Raw genomic sequence first — 16634 nt, 5'->3', positions numbered from 1 at the left:
GGGGGAGCGAACACCGTGATTCCCGGAGAGATCCTCTTCGCCGAGGGACCCGTCACTTTCAACGAAGGCCGCGAAGTCACCCGGCTGACCGTCCTCAACGCCGCCGACCGGCCCGTCCAGGTCGGCTCCCACTACCACTTCGCCGAGGCCAACCCCGGCCTGGAGTTCGACCGCGCCGCCGCGCGCGGCAAGCGGCTCAACGTCGCCGCCGGGACCGCCGTGCGCTTCGAGCCGGGGATCCCCGTCGACGTCGAACTCGTACCGCTCGCCGGTGCCCGTGTCGTACCCGGCCTGCGCGGCGAGACCGGAGGTGCCCTCGATGCCTGATCTCTCCCGCGGCGCGTACGCCGATCTGTTCGGCCCCACCACCGGCGACCGTATCCGCCTCGCCGACACCGACCTGCTCGTCGAGATCGAGGAGGACCGCTCCGGCGGCCCGGGGCGCGCCGGTGACGAGGCCGTGTTCGGCGGTGGCAAGGTCATCCGGGAGTCCATGGGCCAGTCGCGCGCCACGCGCGCGGAGGGCACTCCGGACACCGTCATCACGGGCGCGGTGATCATCGACCACTGGGGGATCGTCAAGGCCGACCTGGGCATCCGCGACGGCCGGATCACCGGCATCGGCAAGGCCGGCAACCCCGACACCATGGACGGCGTCCACCCCGACCTCGTCATCGGCCCTGAGACCGAGATCATCGCGGGCAACGGACGGATCGTCACCGCGGGCGCCATCGACGCGCACGTCCACCTGATCTGCCCCCAGATCGCCGACGAGGCACTCGCCTCCGGCATCACGACCCTGGTGGGCGGCGGCACCGGTCCCGCCGAGGGTTCCAAGGCCACCACCGTCACTCCCGGCCCCTGGCATCTGGCCCGGATGCTGGAGTCGATGGAGGGGTATCCGCTCAACTTCGGACTGCTCGGCAAGGGCAACACCGTCTCGCACGACGCGATGCTCTCGCAGATCCGCGGCGGCGCACTCGGACTGAAGCTGCACGAGGACTGGGGCTCCACGCCCGCCGTCATCGACGCCGCGCTGACCGTGGCCGACCGCACCGGCATCCAGGTCGCCATCCACACCGACACGCTGAACGAGGCGGGGTTCGTCGGTGACACGCTCGCCGCGATCGGTGGGCGCGGCATCCACGCGTACCACACCGAGGGTGCCGGCGGCGGGCACGCGCCGGACATCATGACGGTGGTCTCCGAGCCGCACGTGCTGCCCAGCTCCACCAACCCGACCCGGCCGTACACCGTCAACACCGCCGAGGAACACCTCGACATGCTGATGGTCTGCCACCACCTCAACGCGGCCGTTCCCGAGGACCTGGCCTTCGCCGAGTCACGTATCCGGCCGTCCACCATCGGAGCCGAGGACATCCTGCACGATCTCGGCGCGATCTCGATCATCTCCTCCGACTCGCAGGCGATGGGCCGGGTCGGCGAGGTCATCCTGCGGACCTGGCAGACGGCCCATGTGATGAAGCGGCGGCGCGGGGCCCTGCCGGGCGACGGACACGCGGACAACCACCGTGTACGTCGCTATGTCGCCAAATACACGATCAACCCGGCGCTCGCGCAGGGACTCGCCCGCGAGATCGGCTCCGTCGAGACCGGCAAGCTCGCCGACCTCGTGCTGTGGGAGCCCGCGTTCTTCGGCGTCAAGCCGCACCTCGTCATCAAGGGCGGACAGATCGCGTACGCGCAGATGGGCGACGCCAACGCGTCCATTCCGACGCCGCAGCCGATTCTGCCCCGGCCGATGTTCGGGGCGATCGGACGGGCGCCCGCCGCGAACTCGTTCAACTTCGTGGCACCGCTCGCGATCGAGGACGGGCTGCCGGAGCGGCTCTCGCTGAGCAAGAGGTTCATGGCCATCGACTCGACCCGGGGGGTGACCAAGGCCGACATGCGGGAGAACGACGCCCGGCCGCGCGTACGGGTCGATCCCGACAGTTTCGCCGTGCACATCGACGGAGAGCTGGTCGAGGCGACACCGGCCGCGGAACTGCCCATGGCCCAGCGTTACTTCCTCTTCTGATGTCCCGCGCGGCACTTCTCGTCCTGGCGGACGGCCGCTTCCCCGCCGGAGGGCACGCCCACTCCGGCGGGGCCGAGGCGGCCGTCAAGGCCGGGCGGATCAGCGGGGCGGCGAGCCTGGAGGACTTCTGCCGCGGGCGGTTGCACACGACGGGGCTGGTGTCGGCCGCCCTCGCCGCGGCGGCGGCGCTCGGCGTCGACCCGGTGGCGCTGGACGCGGCAGCGGACGCCCGGACGCCGTCGCCCGCCCTGCGCGGGGCCGCGCGACGGCTCGGACGGCAGTTGATGCGGGCGGCGCGAGCGGCCTGGCCGTCCGAGGAACTCGACGCGCTGGCAAGGGAGTTCCCCAAGGGAGCGCACCAGCCCGTGGTGCTCGGGGTGGCTGCCAGAGGCGCCGGACTGGGGCCAGAGGACGCCGCGTACTGCTCCGCGTACGAGAGTGTCAGCGGGCCGGCGACGGCGACCGTGCGGCTGCTCAGCCTGGACCCCTTCGACGCCACGGCGGTACTGGCCCGGCTGGCGCCGGAGTTGGACCGGGTCGCTCAGCGGGCGGCCGAGGCGGCGCGGCGCGTGGTGGCCGACGGCGTCGACGCGTTGCCCGCGGGGGGTGCTCCGTTGCTGGAGATCAGTGCGGAGGCGCATGCCGCTTGGGCTGTGCGGTTGTTCGCGTCGTAGGGGGTTCGGGGTGGGCGTTGGTGGTCTGGCCCCGGGGGCTCCGCCCCCGGACCCCCGTTCGCCCCAAGGGCTCGTCCTCAAACGCCGGACGGGCTGGATGCGGCTTACCGGAGCCGGAAGGCCGGGCACAGGGGACGGCCGAGGGCGTCGGAAGGTTCGAAATCGTCGGAGAATCCGGTCTCGGCCGGGGAACGGAGCCGCAATCATGCATCTCGACCATCTTCACGGTCACGACGGGACGTCCGCCGTGAGTGCCGACGCGCGGCGTCCCGACGGCTCGCGCCGGGCCCTGCGGATCGGGCTCGGCGGGCCCGTGGGATCCGGCAAGACCGCGACCGTCGCCGCGCTCTGCCGGGCCCTGCGCGACGAGTGGTCGCTCGCGGTCGTCACGAACGACATCTACACGCGCGAGGACGCCGAGTTCCTGCTGCGGGAGGCGGTGCTGCCGCCCGAGCGGATCACCGCCGTCGAGACGGGGGCCTGTCCGCACACCGCGATCCGGGACGACATCTCGGCGAACCTCGAAGCGGTGGAGGACCTGGAGGACGAGGTCGGGCCGCTGGACCTGATCCTGGTCGAGTCCGGGGGCGACAACCTCACGGCCACCTTCTCCAAGGGGCTGGTCGACGCGCAGATCTTCGTGATCGACGTCGCGGGCGGGGACGACATCCCGCGCAAGGGTGGACCGGGGGTCACCACCGCCGATCTTCTCGTCGTCAACAAGACCGACCTCGCGCCCTACGTGGGATCCGACCTGGCGCGGATGGCCGCCGACGCCAAGGCCCAACGGGCCGAACTGCCCGTCGTCCTCCAGTCGTTGAGGAGCGAGGGCGGCGTCACGGCCGTCGCGGACTGGGTGCGGGAACGGCTCGCCGCGTGGACGGCGTGACGACAGCGGGCGTGCGGGCCACCGCACGGATCGAGGCACGCGCCGACGGCCGGGGCGGCACCTCGCTGCCGGTGCTGGACGGCGAGGGCCCGATCGCGCCGCGCCGCACCCGGGCACACGGCGACGAGGCACGGGTGATGCTGGTCGGTGCCATGAGCGGCCCGCTCGGCAACGACCGATTCGCCGTGGAGGCGACCGTCGCGGAAGGGGCGCGACTGCACGTCGGTTCGGCCGCCGCGACCATCGCCCTGCCGGGGCAGGCCAAGGGAGAGGCCCGCTACGACGTACGGCTGCGCGTCGCCACCGGAGGCGAACTGCACTGGCTGCCGGAGCAGTTGATCTCCGCGAACGGGAGTGATCTTCACGTCACCTCGGGAATCGGGCTGGAGCCGGGCGCGCGGCTGGTGTTCCGCGAGGAGCAGGTACTCGGTCGCGTCGGTGAGCAACCGGGGCGGCTCACCAGCCGACTTACCCTGCGACTCGGCGGACGGACGCTGCTGGACCAGGAGTTGTCGTGCGGCCCCGGCGCGCCCGGCGGATGGGACGGCCCCGCCGTCCTCGGGGGACACCGTGCCCTCGGACAACTGCTCATCGTGCGACCGGAGTTCGAGAAGGACATGCCGCGAGCACGGCTGCTGGGGGAGTGCGCGGCCGTCAATCCCCTGGCCGGACCGGCTGTTCTGGTGAGCGCGCTGGCACCTGACGCGCTGCGGCTGCGGCGGGTTCTGGACGAGGCGTTGAGGTCCTTCGGCTGAGTATCCGCTCAACGGGGTGCCGTACACCGCTTATCGGATTAGTAAAGAAGCCCTGTCCCCCCTGTTCTCAGGGACCTCACAGCCGAAAGGATCCCCGTACCAATCGCAACGATGTACGGGGAGGTCCCACTTGAGGGCTTTGAGACCGACGAGACGAGTGACAGCGCTCGGCTCGGCCGGAGCGCTCGTCACGGCGACCCTGATAGCCGGAGCCATGGCGGCGCCGTCGGCCACCGCCGCCTCGCGCCACGGCCAGGACCGCGAGGCCCGTGGTGCGGCGATCGCCGCCGCCCGGGCCGAGAAGGCCGGTATCAACTGGCAGGACTGCCCGGCGGACTGGGGCTTCGTGAAGCCCATCCAGTGCGGCTGGGTCAGCGTGCCGCTGGACTACGCGCACCCGAACGGCAAGCAGATCAAGCTCGCCGTCGACCGCATCGGGAACACCGGGACGAAGGAGGAGCGCCAGGGCGCCCTCGTCTACAACCCGGGCGGCCCGGGCGGCTCCGGCATGCGCTTCCCCACTCGTGTCACCGGCAAGAACCCGATCTGGGCGAACACCGCGAAGGCCTACGACTTCGTGGGCTTCGACCCGCGCGGTGTCGGCCACTCGGCGCCCATCTCCTGCATCGACCCGCAGGAGTTCGTGAAGGCGCCCAAGGCCGACCCGGTCCCGGACTCCCAGGCCGACAAGCGCGCCCAGCGCAAGCTCGCGGCCGAGTACGCGGACGGCTGCGCCGAGCGCAGCGGCAAGGCCGTGCTGGCGCAGATGACCACGCCGAACACCGCGCGCGACCTGGACGTCATCCGCGCCGGGCTCGGTGAGAAGAAGCTCAACTACCTGGGCGTCTCGTACGGCACCTACCTCGGCGCCGTCTACGGCACGCTCTTCCCGGGACACGTCCGCCGCATGCTCGTGGACAGCGTCGTCAACCCGTCTCGGGACAACATCTGGTACCAGGCCAACCTGGAGCAGGACGTCGCCTTCGAGGGCCGCTGGAAGGACTGGGAGGACTGGGTCGCCAAGAACGACGCGGCCTTCCACCTCGGCGACACCCGCGCGAAGGTGCAGAACCAGTGGCTGAAGCTGCGCGCCGCCGCGAAGAAGAGCCCGCTGGGCGGGGTCGTCGGACCCGCCGAGCTGATCTCCTTCTTCCAGAGCGCTCCGTACTACGACTCCTCGTGGGTACCGGTCGCGACGGTGTTCAGCAAGTACGTCGCCGGTGACACCCAGGCGATGGTGGACGCCGCCGCTCCGGACCTGTCCGACACGGCGGGCAACATCAGCTCGGAGAACGGCAACGCCGTCTACACCGCCGTCGAGTGCACCGACGCCAAGTGGCCCACCAGCTGGAACAAGTGGGACAGGGACAACACGCGGCTCAACAAGGACTACCCGTTCATGACGTGGGCCAACGCGTGGTTGAACCTGCCGTGCGCCACCTGGCCGGTCAAGCAGCAGACCCCGGTCGAAGTCAGGACCGGCAAGGGGCTGCCGTCCGTCCTGATCGTGCAGTCCACGCGTGACGCCGCGACCCCGTACCCGGGCGCGGTCGAACTGCACAAGCGCTTCAAGGGCTCCCGCCTCATCACCGAGCAGGGCGCGGGCTCGCACGGTGTGACCGGCCTGGTCAATCCGTGCATCAACACGCGGGTGGACACCTACCTGCTCACCGGCAGGACGGACGCGGCCGATGTGACGTGCACGCCGCACGCCACGCCGGCGCCGTAGCACACCGCACACGAAGGGGCGGCCGGTCCTCCGGCCGCCCCTTTCGCGTCGGTGCCCCTGCCGCCCCGCCCCGCCCCGCCACCGGTCCCACCGGACGGTCAGCTCAATGGCATCCGCGGGAACCTGCGCGCTCTCTCCGCGCTCTCGGCGGCCGCCTCGGCCTTGACGTCGGCCGCGTACCGGTCGACGTACTCCTGCCCGGAGAGGGTGAGGATGGCGTACATGATCTCGTCGGTGACGGCACGCAGGATGGCCTTCTCGTTCTCCATACCGGCGTAGCGGGAGAAGTCGAGGGGCTCGCCGAAGCGGATCACCACGGGGTGGAGGTTCGGGATCTTCTGACCCGGCGGCTGCGCCTCGAAGGTGCCGATCATCGCGCAGGGGACGACCGGCACCCGGGCCTTCAGGGCCATGGCCGCGACGCCGACCTTGCCCTTGTAGAGGCGCCCGTCGTGCGAGCGGGTGCCCTCCGGGTAGATGCCGAGCAGCTCGCCCTGGCGCAGCACGCCGAGCCCCTCCCGGATCGCGGCCTGTCCCGCCTCCTTGCCTGAGCGGTCCACCGGGATCTGCCCCGCGCTGCGGAAGAACGCGGCCGTCAGACGGCCCTTGACACCCGGCCCGGTGAAGTACTCCGCCTTCGCGAGGAAGGTGATCCGCCGCTTGAGGATCGCGGGCATCAGGAAGTGGTCCGAGAAGGACAGGTGGTTGCCCGCCACGATGGCGCCCCCCGACGACGGTATGTGCTCAAGGCCCTCGATCCGAGGCCGGAACACCAGCCTCAACAGCGGACCCAGAAGCACATGTTTGAGCACGTAATAAAACACCTGAGGCGCTCCTCTGTTCCTCCGGGTCCTCCCCGGGGAGCGATCAGTTTAGGCGTGCCCGTCGCCGGGGGTAACCGTTCGGGGGTCACTCTCTGTGGTCCCGTGGCCGGTATCAGACCCCTTGCGTCAGAACCTTCTCGAGGGCCGCGAGAGCTGACCGGAGTTCGTCGGCGGTGATGGTCAGCGGCGGGGCCAGCCGGATGGTCGAACCGTGGGTGTCCTTGACCAGGATCCCCTCGCGCATGAGGCCCTCGCTGATCTCGCGGCCGGTGCCGATGGACGGGTCGATGTCGACGCCCGCCCACAGCCCGCGCGAGCGGAAGCCCTCCACTCCCCGGCCCACGAGCGCCTTGAGGCCGCCTCGCAGGACCACGCCCAGCTCGGCCGCCCGGCGCTGGAACTCCCCCGTCTCCAGCAGCTCGACGACCGCCGAGCCGACCGCCGCGGCGAGCGGGTTGCCGCCGAACGTGGAGCCGTGCTCGCCGGGCCGCAGTACGTCGAGAACGTCACGGCGCGCCACCACCGCCGAGACCGGCACGATGCCGCCGCCGAGCGCCTTGCCGAGCAGCAGCATGTCCGGGACGACGCCCTCGTGGTCGACGGCGAGGGTGGTGCCGGTCCGCCCCAGACCCGACTGGATCTCGTCCGCGACGAACAGGCAGTTCGCCCGGCTGGTCAGCTCGCGCACACCGGCCAGATAGCCGTCGTCGGGGATGACGACGCCCGCCTCGCCCTGGATGGGCTCGATCAGCACGGCCGCGGTCGTCTCGTCGACGGCGGCTTCGAGCGCCGCGAGATCGTTGTACGGAACGATCCGGAAGCCCGGGGTGAAGGGGCCGAAGCCGCTGCGGGCCGTCTCGTCCGTGGAGAAGCTGACGATCGTCGTCGTACGGCCGTGGAAGTTGTCCGCGGCCACGACGATCGTGGCCTGGTCCGGGGCGACGCCCTTCACCTCGTACGCCCACTTGCGGGCAACCTTGACGGCGCTCTCCACCGCCTCGGCGCCGGTGTTCATCGGCAGGACCATGTCCAGGCCCGTCAGCCGGGCCAGGGACGCGGCGAAGTGGGCCAGCTGGTCGTTGTGGAAGGCGCGGGAGGTCAGGGTGAGCCGGTCGAGCTGGCGGTGCGCCGCCTCGATCAGCACGGGGTTGCGGTGGCCGAAATTGAGGGCCGAATAGCCCGCCAGCATGTCGAGGTAACGGCGGCCCTCGACGTCCTCGACCCAGGTGCCCTCGGCGCGGGCGACGACGACGGGGAGCGGGTGGTAGTTGTGCGCGAGGACGGGGCCCTCCGCGCGGATCAGGTCGGCGGACGTGCGCGTACGGGCGGGAGCGGTCATGAGCGGATCTCCTGGGTGCAGCACTTGATGCCGCCGCCGGCCTTGTGGAACTCGGAGAGGTCGACGGGGACGGGGACGTATCCGTGCCGGGCGAGCCGGCCGGTGAGGGCCTCGGCACGCGGCGAGATGAAGACGTGACGGCCGTCGGAGACGGAGTTCAGACCGAAGGTCATCGCGTCCTCGCGGGTCGCGACCACCGCGTCCGGGAAGAGCCGTGCCAGCACCTCGCGGCTGCCGGGCGAGAACGCCTCCGGGTAGTAGGCGATGTTCGCCCCCGGCCCCTCCTCCAGGACGAACAGGGCCGTGTCCAGATGGTAGAAGCGCGCGTCCACCAGCTGGAGGCTGATCACCGGGACACCGAAGAACTCCTGGACCTCGCGGTGCGCCTCCGGGGTCGTACGGAAGCCGGTGCCCGCCAGGAGGTAGCGGCCCACCGGGACGAGGTCGCCCTCGCCCTCGCACACGGACTCGGGACGGTAGACGTCGAAGCCGGCGGCCTTGAACCAGGTCTCGTAGGCGCTGGACTCCGGACGGCGCTGGGGCGCGTGGAAGAGCGAACCGAAGACACGGCCCGCGAGGACGAGCGCGGAGTTCGCCGCGAACACCATGTCCGGGAGATCCGCCACGGGCTCCACGATGTCCACGGTGTGCCCATGGGCACGATAGGCGCTGATCAGCGCCTTCCACTGGCCATGGGCCAGATCGACGTCCACCTGGGTGTCGGGGTGCATCCAGGGGTTGATCGCGTACTGCACGGCGAAGTGTCTGGGTTCGCAGACGAGAAAGCGCCGGGGGCGCGGCACACGGCTGTCAGGCACAGAGAGGTTCCTCCGCTTCCTGCGGTGTTGACGGGGGTGCCTCAAAGGTAGGAAACGGGGGATACGGGCGACAAGCGAGGAGAGCTGCGCATGTACGCAGTATCGCTGCGCAATCATGGTGGTCAGCGCACGTTTGCTGCGTCCTGAGCCTCTTCCGGGGCGGCATGGGTCGCGCCCGCCTCGGGCGCCTCCGGCAGCAGATGGGACAGCACCATGTAACTGATCGTCTTCCGGATGAAGGGCTCGGTGCGGATCCGCTCCAGGACCTCCTCGAAGTGGTCCACATCGGTGGCACGCACATGCAGCAGCGCGTCCGCGCCCCCGGTCACGGTCATGGCGGCGGTGATCTCCGGATGGTTGCGGACCACCTCCGCGAGCCGCCGGGGCGGTGCCGCGCCCTCGCAGTACACCTCGACGTACGCCTCCGTGCGCCAGCCGAGCGCCGTCGGCTTCACCGTGGCCGTGAACCCGGTGATCACGCCGGTCTCCCGGAGCCGGTCCACCCGCCGCTTGACGGCGGTCGCCGACAGCCCGATCGCCGCGCCGATCTCGGCGAAGCTCGTCCGGGCATTGGCCATCAGGGCTGTGATGATCTTACGGTCGAGTTCGTCGAACATCCCGGACTTGCTGTTCATGGCGGCACTGTATCCAGCGAGAACGTCCATGCCCCGCACATGTCCAGACGTACGAATCGCTCTTACACTCCACTTCCATGCTGCGCGTGCTCGCCGTCGACGACGAACAACCGTCCCTGGAGGAGCTTCTCTATCTCCTCAACGCCGATCCCCGGGTCGCCGCCGCCGAGGGCGCGAGCGACGCGACCGAGGCGCTGCGCCGGATCAACCGGGCCCTCGCCTCAGGACCCGACGGGCCCGAGGCGATCGACGTCGTCTTCCTCGACATCCACATGCCCGGACTCGACGGACTCGACCTGGCCCGGCTGCTCACCGGTTTCGCCCACCCGCCGCTCGTCGTCTTCGTCACGGCGCACGAGGGATTCGCCGTCCAGGCCTTCGACCTCAAGGCCGTCGACTACGTACTGAAGCCGGTGCGCAGGGAGCGCCTCGCCGAGGCCGTCCGCCGGGCCGACCAACTCCGGCGCACCGCACCGCTGATCCCCGTGCACGAACCCGACCCGGACCACATCTCCGTCGAACTCGGCGGCGTGACCCGCTTCGTGGCCGTGGAGGACATCACCCACGTCGAGGCGCACGGCGACTACGCGCGCCTGCACACCGCGCAGGGCAGCCATCTGGTCCGCATACCGCTGTCCACCCTGGAGGAACGCTGGCGGACCCGCGGCTTCGTCCGCATCCACCGGCGCCACCTGGTCGCCCTGCGCCACATAGGCGAACTCCGCCTGGACGCGGGTACGGTGAGCGTTCTCGTGGACTCCGTCGAACTCCAGGTCAGCCGTCGGCACACGCGCGAACTGCGTGACCTGCTGATGCGCCGGACCACCAGCTGAGGGGGAACGGCGTGCCGCAGGATCCGACCGAACGCCGCGTGGTCGTCACCGGAGCGCCCCGGCGCACCCGCAGGACGTCCGGCTACTACCGGCCCAGGACCGAGATCGACGAACAGACCACGCTCGGCCACACCTATGTGCGCTCGCTGATGCGCAGTCAACTCCGCGCCGCCCTCGTGGGGTTCGCCGTCCTGGGACTCCTGGTCGGACCGCTGCCCCTGGTCTTCGCGGCGATCCCGGACGGCGCGGGCCTGGAGTGGGCCGTGCTCGGATTCTGCGTCTACCCGCCCCTGGTCCTGCTGGCCCGCTGGTACGTGCGCCGCGCGGAGCGCAACGAGAGGGACTTCGTGCGTCTGGTCGAGGACCGTTGACCGGCCGCCGACGACCGGCGAGGGGCGAGGCGTGAGGGGATTCGCGGGACGCGGGAGAGCGGCTCCCGGCGGTCCTGGCGCGGGGGGCCCCGCCCGGTGAACCAGAACTACGCCGTCCCCGCCGTCGCCCTCGTCGTCGTCGCGACCGTCCTGGTCGGGGCGTTCGGCCTGCGCATATCCCGGACCACCTCCGACTTCTACGTCGCCTCCCGCACCGTGGGCCCCCGGCTGAACGCGGCGGCGATCAGCGGAGAGTACCTCTCCGCGGCCTCCTTCCTCGGCATCGCGGGCCTGGTGCTCGTCCAGGGTCCCGACATGCTCTGGTACCCCGTCGGTTACACCGCGGGCTACCTGGTACTGCTCCTGTTCGTCGCCGCCCCGCTGCGCCGCTCCGGCGCCTACACGCTGCCCGACTTCGCCGAGGCGCGGCTCGGCTCGCAGGCGGTCCGACGGCTCGCCGGTGCCTTCGTCGTCGGCGTGGGCTGGCTCTACCTGCTGCCCCAGCTCCAGGGCGCGGGACTCACCCTGGCGGTACTGACCGACGCGCCCGACTGGTTCGGCGGCGTGCTCGTCGCCGTCGTCGTGGTCGCCACGGTCGCCGCCGGCGGCATGCGCAGCATCACCTTCGTCCAGGCCTTCCAGTACTGGCTGAAGCTCACCGCCCTGCTGGTCCCGGCGATCTTCCTGGTCCTCGCCTGGCAGAGTGAAGGCGCTCCACGCGACGCCTTCGACGAACCGGCGACCTTCCGCGCGCAGCGGGTCGTCCGCATCGACGACACCCTCGACCTGAGACTGCCGGACCCGCTCGCCGTCACGGCGACGGGAACCGTGGACGGCCACCGCTACGAGAGCGAGCGGGTCCGGCTCCCGGCCGGCGTCCACCGCATCGCGCGCGGCACCCGGCTGACCTTCGAGAAGGGGGACCCGGTACCGGCCGCCGACCGCGCCCGCGACGGCGGCATGTCGACCTCGCTCGCGGCCGGCCGCGAGGAACGCCCCCTCTACGCCACCTACGGACTGATCCTCGCCACCTTCCTCGGCACCATGGGACTCCCGCACGTGGTCGTCCGCTTCTACACCAGCCCGCATGGTGTCGCCGCCCGCCGCACCACCGTCGCCGTCCTCGGCCTGATCGGCGCCTTCTACCTCCTGCCGCCCGTCTACGGGGCGCTGGGCCGGCTGTACGCCCCCGAACTCAGCCTCACCGGGAACGCGGACGCCGCCGTCCTGCTGCTCCCGGACCGGGTGATCGGCGGACTCGGCGCGGACCTCCTGGGCGCGCTGGTGGCGGGCGGCGCCTTCGCGGCGTTCCTGTCCACCGCGTCCGGACTGACCATGGCGGTGGCCGGGGTCCTCACCCAGGACGTGCTGCCCTCCCGCGGGGTGCGCCACTTCAGGCTCGGCACGGTGCTCGCCATGGTGGTGCCGCTCGTCGCCAGCGTGATCGTGGGCGGGCTGCCCGTCGCCGACGCCGTAGGACTCGCCTTCGCCGTGTCCGCCTCCTCCTTCTGCCCCCTGCTCGTCCTCGGCATCTGGTGGCGGCGGCTGACACCGCCCGGCGCGGCCGCGGGCATGCTGACCGGCGGCGGCGCGGCCTTCGTGGCGGTCGCCGCGACCATGGCGGGCTACCCGCGCTCCGGCACGCTGCACGCACTGCTCGCCTGGCCCGCGCTCTGGTCGGTACCCCTCGGCTTCCTCACCATGATCCTGGTGTCGCTGGCGACGCCGGGCCGGGTACCACAGGGCACGGCGGCGATCCTGGCCCGGTTCCACCTCCCCGAGGAACTGTCCGACGGCCAGGTGCGCGCGGCCGCGCACAGCAAGGAGGCCGAGGCGTGAGCGGATTCCTGGCCGGGCTGTGCGTGGCCGTGCTCCCGCTGCTCGCCGCCGGGTTCTGGCTCGGCAGGCGGACCGCGCGGCCCGAGAACCTCGGCGGGCTCGGCACCGCCGTCGAGCACGCCACCTTCGAGACCCTGCACACCGCCTCGCTCGCCGCACCCCCGCTGCGCGCGGGCCTCACCGGCGAGACCGCCCGCAGGTCCGCGCGCCGGCTGCGCACCCTGCTCGGCACCGACGCGCTCTGCCTCACCGACCAGGACACCGTCCTGGCCTGGGAAGGCGTCGGGGAGCACCACCGCACCGAGATCATGGACCGGCTCGGCGGCCCGCTGGAGACCGGCCGCGGTGAGGCCTTCCGGCTCCGGTGCGAGGAGCCGGACTGCGTACTGCGCTGGGCCGTGGTCGCACCGCTCACCGTCGACGACCGGGTGCACGGAGCGCTCGTGGCCTGCGCGCCCCGCGAGTCCGCCGTGCTCGTCCGGGCCGCCGGCGAGGTCGCCCGCTGGGTCTCCGTGCAGCTGGAACTCGCCGACCTCGACCGGTCCCGTACCCGCCTGATCGAGGCCGAGATCAAGGCCCTGCGCGCCCAGATCTCCCCGCACTTCATCTTCAACTCGCTCGCGGTGATCGCCTCGTTCGTCCGCACCGACCCGGAGCGCGCCCGCGAACTGCTCCTGGAGTTCGCCGACTTCACCCGCTACTCGTTCCGCAGGCACGGCGACTTCACCACCCTCGCCGACGAACTGCACGCCATCGACCACTACCTGGCACTCGTGCGGGCCCGCTTCGGGGACCGGCTCTCGGTCACCCTGCAGATCGCGCCCGAGGTGCTGCCGGTCGCGCTGCCCTTCCTCTGTCTCCAGCCCCTGGTGGAGAACGCCGTCAAACACGGCCTGGAGGGCAAGGCGGACAAGTCGAACAAGAGCCACATCAGCATCACCGCGCAGGACGCGGGCGCCGAGGCGCTGGTCGTCATCGAGGACAACGGCACCGGAATGGACCCCGAACGACTGCGCCGCATCCTCACCGGCGAGGTCAGCCCCTCGGACGGCATCGGTCTGTCCAACGTCGACGACCGGCTGCGCCAGGTCTACGGGGACGACTACGGCCTCGTCATCGAGACCGCCGTCGGGGCCGGTATGAAGATCACCGCACGGCTGCCCAAGTACCAGCCGGGCGTCCACTCGGCGGGCCGGCGCCCCCGGCAGTGAGCGCGACGCCCGTCACGCTCCGCGCGCGGCGACCATCGCGATGGTGATCAGGCCGAGCACCACCCAGCCGAACCACAGCCAGCCGTTGCTGCCGAGCGCGACCGTATAGGCCGTCACGACAACCAGCCCACCGACGGTGAGCACCCCCATGGTCTTCGTCGAACCGGGCATCGCGGCACACCCTTCTCCTGACGGGTCCGCTGCGCGGGCCGTGGCCTGCGGCCATTTTCACCCGGCGGGAGAAGGTTCGCCAGGGCTGGTTCAGCTGTCGAGAGGTGATTCAGTTGCTGCGGGCGTTGAGTGACGCCAGATAGGCGTTGTACGCCTCGAGTTCCTTGTCGCCGTCGCGGTCCGCCGCCCGGTCCGTGCGGCGGGCCTGCCGCTGCTCGGAGCCGTACCACTGGAAGAGCAGCGCGAGCAGCACGAGGACGGAGGGGATCTCGCTGAAGGCCCAGGCGATGCCGCCCGCCGCGTTCTGGTCGGTGAGCGCGTCGATGGCGAGCGAGGCGGGCGGGTTCTTGTACGTGTCGACCATCGGCGTGGACGCCATCATCAGGGCGATACCGAAGAACGCGTGGAACGGCATACCGGCGAACAGCTCCAGCATCCGCATCAGGTAGCCCGGCCGGTGCGGTCCGGGGTCCACGCCCATGATCGGCCAGAAGAAGACCAGGCCGACGGCGAGGAAGTGGCACATCATCACGGTGTGCCCCGTCCGCGACCCCATCAGGAAGTCGAAGATGGGGGAGAAGTACAGGGCGTAGAGGCTCGCGATGAACAGCGGGATCGTGAACGCGGGGTGCGTGATGATCCGCATGTATCGGCTGTGCAGGAACATCAGCAGCAGTTCACGCGGCCCCTTGGTGCCCCGCCTGGCCGCCACCGGGAGGGCCCGCAGCGCGAGCGTGATCGGTGCCCCGAGCAGGATCAGGATGGGCGTCAGCATGCTGATCACCATGTGCTGCACCATGTGCACGCTGAACATGACCATGCCGTAGTCGTTCAGCCTCGTGCACATCATCAGCAGCACGGTCAGCACACCGACGACGAAGGAGACGGTCCGTCCCGCCGACCACTTGTCGCCGCGGCGGACGAGGCGCACGACCCCCCAGCCGTACAGCCCGAGCCCCACCAGACAGGCCACGAGGAAGAAGGGGTCCGCGGACCACCCGAGCCCCCTCCCCAGCGTGAACGGCGGCAGATCCATGGTCATGCCGTGCCCGCTGTGTTCCATCCGCCGGCTCCTGATTAGTACGGGTTGTGCTGTCTGTCCGCACCAGAGTAGAACCGGCCCCGGTCACCGCTCCGGCCGGGGTCGGCATCCGTGCCCCGGCGGGGGGCGCGGGGAACCCGCGGACAAGGCACCACGAACCCGCGGCCGGACGGCCGCCTCAGGGCCTCAGAGCACGCACTCCGCTTCGGCGTACCGCTCCTCGGGCACCGTCTTCAGCGTCTCCACCGCCTCCGCGAGGGACACCATCACGATGTCGGTCCCGCGCAGCGCGGTCATCATGCCGAACTCACCCCGGTGCGCCGCCTCCACGGCGTGCCAGCCGAACCGTGTCGCGAGCACACGGTCGTACGCGGTCGGCGTGCCGCCGCGCTGAACGTGCCCGAGGATCACCGGACGGGCCTCCTTGCCGAGGCGCTCCTCCAGTTCGAGGGAGAGCTGGCGGGCGATGCCGGCGAACCGCTCGTGCCCGTAGACGTCCTTCACGCCCTCGTCGAACGCCATCGTGCCCGTACGCGGCTTGGCGCCCTCGGCGGCCACGACGATGGCGAACCGCTTGCCCGCCTCGAAGCGCTCGCCCACCTTGGCCGCCAGCTCCTCGATGTCGAACGGGCGCTCCGGTACGACGATGGCGTGGGCGCCGGCCGCCATGCCGGAGTGCAGCGCGATCCAGCCGGTGTGGCGGCCCATGACCTCCACGATCAGCACCCGCTGGTGGGACTCGGCGGTGGTCTTCAGCCGGTCCAGGGCCTCGGTCGCGACGCCGACGGCCGTGTCGAAGCCGAAGGTCACGTCCGTGACGGCGATGTCGTTGTCGATGGTCTTCGGTACGCCGACGATCGGCAGGCCGCTGTCCGAGAGCAGCCGGGCCGCCTTGAGGGTGCCCTCGCCGCCGATCGGGATGATCGCGTCGAGGCCGAGCTCCTCGACATGCCCCTTGGCCCGCTCCACGCCGTCACGCAGATGCGCGGGCTGGACCCGGGAGGAGCCGAGCATCGTGCCGCCGCGGGCCAGGATGCCGCTCACCGCGTCGAGGTCGAGCTTCAGGTAGTCGCACTCCAGAAGACCCTTCCAGCCGTCCCGGAAGCCGATGACCTCGTCGCCGTGGTCGACGACGGCGCGGTGCACGACGGACCGGATGACGGCGTTCAGGCCGGGGCAGTCGCCGCCGGACGTGAGGACACCAATGCGCATAGCCCGAAATACCTTCTCAACGTGGGCCGGGGACCGGACCACGTTGTCCGGCTGGAATCCCGATCACCCTACCGGCGGGACGGGGTCGTGCCGTAGCGGGCGTCCGCCTGGTGGACTCGGCCGCACAAGTGAGCGGACCAGCTGTCAGGCGGGCTCTTGCGCACACCGTGCCGTACACACCTTGGGCGCGCTTGAGGTTTCCCTCGAGCGCGCCCTGTGGACGTCGTGCCCGGACTGCCGGACTGCCGGAC

The 16634-nt window shown here is 71.1% G+C and carries 17 protein-coding genes; 10 read left to right on the top strand and 7 right to left on the bottom strand.

From position 1 onward, the window contains the following. Positions 1-15: 15 nt before the first annotated feature. The 6 genes from HEP85_RS06770 (at position 16) to HEP85_RS06745 (ending at position 6088) form a co-directional block, all read left to right on the top strand. Complete coding sequence (locus HEP85_RS06770) at positions 16-327, top strand: urease subunit beta (protein WP_168526983.1); 312 nt, start codon at positions 16-18, stop codon at positions 325-327. Then, entirely contained in the window at positions 320-2041 is a 1722-nt protein-coding gene (locus HEP85_RS06765) for an urease subunit alpha (RefSeq protein WP_168526982.1), read from the top strand. The genes HEP85_RS06770 and HEP85_RS06765 overlap by 8 nt, the downstream gene beginning before the upstream one ends. Beyond that, positions 2041-2715 (top strand): urease accessory UreF family protein, encoded by a 675-nt coding sequence (locus tag HEP85_RS06760; protein WP_329285998.1) that lies wholly within the window; start codon positions 2041-2043, stop codon positions 2713-2715. Before HEP85_RS06765 ends, HEP85_RS06760 begins: the two co-directional genes overlap by 1 nt. Before the next feature lie 205 nt (positions 2716-2920). After that, a complete protein-coding gene (gene ureG / locus HEP85_RS06755; protein ID WP_168526981.1) occupies positions 2921-3604 on the top strand; it encodes an urease accessory protein UreG in 684 nt (227 codons plus the stop codon). Beyond that, positions 3601-4359, top strand: coding sequence for an urease accessory protein UreD (locus tag HEP85_RS06750; RefSeq protein ID WP_168526980.1), 759 nt, complete (start codon positions 3601-3603; stop codon positions 4357-4359). Before ureG ends, HEP85_RS06750 begins: the two co-directional genes overlap by 4 nt. 130 nt (positions 4360-4489) lie before the next feature. Next, positions 4490-6088 carry an alpha/beta hydrolase gene (locus HEP85_RS06745; protein ID WP_168526979.1) on the top strand — a complete coding sequence of 533 codons (1599 nt, stop codon included), beginning with the start codon at positions 4490-4492 and terminating at the stop codon, positions 6086-6088. A gap of 98 nt (positions 6089-6186) precedes the next feature. Here the strand turns inward: HEP85_RS06745 and HEP85_RS06740 are convergent, their stop codons facing one another. The 4 genes from HEP85_RS06740 to HEP85_RS06725 all read right to left on the bottom strand — a co-directional run bounded on the left by HEP85_RS06740 (position 6187) and on the right by HEP85_RS06725 (position 9704). After that, on the bottom strand, positions 6187-6912 hold the full coding sequence (locus HEP85_RS06740) for a 1-acyl-sn-glycerol-3-phosphate acyltransferase (protein WP_168526978.1): 726 nt from the start codon (positions 6910-6912) through the stop codon (positions 6187-6189). Between the two features lie 112 nt (positions 6913-7024). After that, positions 7025-8251 carry an ornithine--oxo-acid transaminase gene (gene rocD / locus HEP85_RS06735; protein ID WP_168526977.1) on the bottom strand — a complete coding sequence of 409 codons (1227 nt, stop codon included), beginning with the start codon at positions 8249-8251 and terminating at the stop codon, positions 7025-7027. Further along, positions 8248-9069: a dimethylargininase gene (gene ddaH, locus HEP85_RS06730; protein ID WP_168526976.1), complete on the bottom strand. Its 822-nt coding sequence runs from the start codon at positions 9067-9069 to the stop codon at positions 8248-8250. Before ddaH ends, rocD begins: the two co-directional genes overlap by 4 nt. A 122-nt stretch (positions 9070-9191) precedes the next feature. After that, positions 9192-9704, bottom strand: a complete 513-nt coding sequence (locus HEP85_RS06725) for an Lrp/AsnC family transcriptional regulator (RefSeq protein ID WP_168526975.1) — start codon at positions 9702-9704, stop codon at positions 9192-9194. Positions 9705-9781: 77 nt separating this feature from the next. Between HEP85_RS06725 and HEP85_RS06720 the strand changes: the two genes are divergently transcribed. From HEP85_RS06720 to HEP85_RS06705, 4 genes are all read left to right on the top strand, one after another. Beyond that, positions 9782-10537 carry a LytTR family DNA-binding domain-containing protein gene (locus HEP85_RS06720; RefSeq protein ID WP_168526974.1) on the top strand — a complete coding sequence of 252 codons (756 nt, stop codon included), beginning with the start codon at positions 9782-9784 and terminating at the stop codon, positions 10535-10537. A gap of 11 nt (positions 10538-10548) precedes the next feature. Then, positions 10549-10908, top strand: coding sequence for a hypothetical protein (locus HEP85_RS06715; RefSeq protein WP_168526973.1), 360 nt, complete (start codon positions 10549-10551; stop codon positions 10906-10908). A 96-nt stretch (positions 10909-11004) separates the two neighbouring features. Next, positions 11005-12747: a cation acetate symporter gene (locus HEP85_RS06710; protein WP_329285988.1), complete on the top strand. Its 1743-nt coding sequence runs from the start codon at positions 11005-11007 to the stop codon at positions 12745-12747. Next, complete coding sequence (locus HEP85_RS06705; protein ID WP_168526971.1) at positions 12744-13958, top strand: sensor histidine kinase; 1215 nt, start codon at positions 12744-12746, stop codon at positions 13956-13958. The genes HEP85_RS06710 and HEP85_RS06705 overlap by 4 nt, the downstream gene beginning before the upstream one ends. Before the next feature lie 12 nt (positions 13959-13970). On the opposite strand, the gene HEP85_RS06700 is transcribed toward HEP85_RS06705, so the two are convergent. The 3 genes from HEP85_RS06700 to HEP85_RS06690 all read right to left on the bottom strand — a co-directional run bounded on the left by HEP85_RS06700 (position 13971) and on the right by HEP85_RS06690 (position 16383). After that, entirely contained in the window at positions 13971-14129 is a 159-nt protein-coding gene (locus tag HEP85_RS06700; RefSeq protein WP_153291893.1) for a hypothetical protein, read from the bottom strand. 109 nt (positions 14130-14238) lie between these two features. Continuing rightward, entirely contained in the window at positions 14239-15192 is a 954-nt protein-coding gene (locus HEP85_RS06695) for a cytochrome c oxidase assembly protein (protein ID WP_168526970.1), read from the bottom strand. 165 nt (positions 15193-15357) lie between these two features. Continuing rightward, positions 15358-16383 (bottom strand): 6-phosphofructokinase, encoded by a 1026-nt coding sequence (locus HEP85_RS06690; RefSeq protein ID WP_168526969.1) that lies wholly within the window; start codon positions 16381-16383, stop codon positions 15358-15360. Positions 16384-16634 lie beyond the last annotated feature (251 nt).

Source organism: Streptomyces sp. RPA4-2, assembly GCF_012273515.2.
Lineage (GTDB): Bacteria > Actinomycetota > Actinomycetes > Streptomycetales > Streptomycetaceae > Streptomyces > Streptomyces kaempferi.
This window is presented reverse-complemented; position numbering and strand designations above follow the sequence as displayed.

Coding starts and splice junctions, on each gene's coding strand:
- HEP85_RS06765 (WP_168526982.1), top strand. CDS start 320: ATGCCTGATCTCTCCCGCGGCGCGTACGCCGATCTGTTCGGCCCCACC.
- HEP85_RS06760 (WP_329285998.1), top strand. CDS start 2,041: ATGTCCCGCGCGGCACTTCTCGTCCTGGCGGACGGCCGCTTCCCCGCC.
- ureG (WP_168526981.1), top strand. CDS start 2,921: ATGCATCTCGACCATCTTCACGGTCACGACGGGACGTCCGCCGTGAGT.
- rocD (WP_168526977.1), bottom strand. CDS start 8,251: ATGACCGCTCCCGCCCGTACGCGCACGTCCGCCGACCTGATCCGCGCG.
- HEP85_RS06725 (WP_168526975.1), bottom strand. CDS start 9,704: ATGAACAGCAAGTCCGGGATGTTCGACGAACTCGACCGTAAGATCATC.
- HEP85_RS06720 (WP_168526974.1), top strand. CDS start 9,782: ATGCTGCGCGTGCTCGCCGTCGACGACGAACAACCGTCCCTGGAGGAG.
- HEP85_RS06700 (WP_153291893.1), bottom strand. CDS start 14,129: ATGCCCGGTTCGACGAAGACCATGGGGGTGCTCACCGTCGGTGGGCTG.
- HEP85_RS06695 (WP_168526970.1), bottom strand. CDS start 15,192: ATGGAACACAGCGGGCACGGCATGACCATGGATCTGCCGCCGTTCACG.
- HEP85_RS06690 (WP_168526969.1), bottom strand. CDS start 16,383: ATGCGCATTGGTGTCCTCACGTCCGGCGGCGACTGCCCCGGCCTGAAC.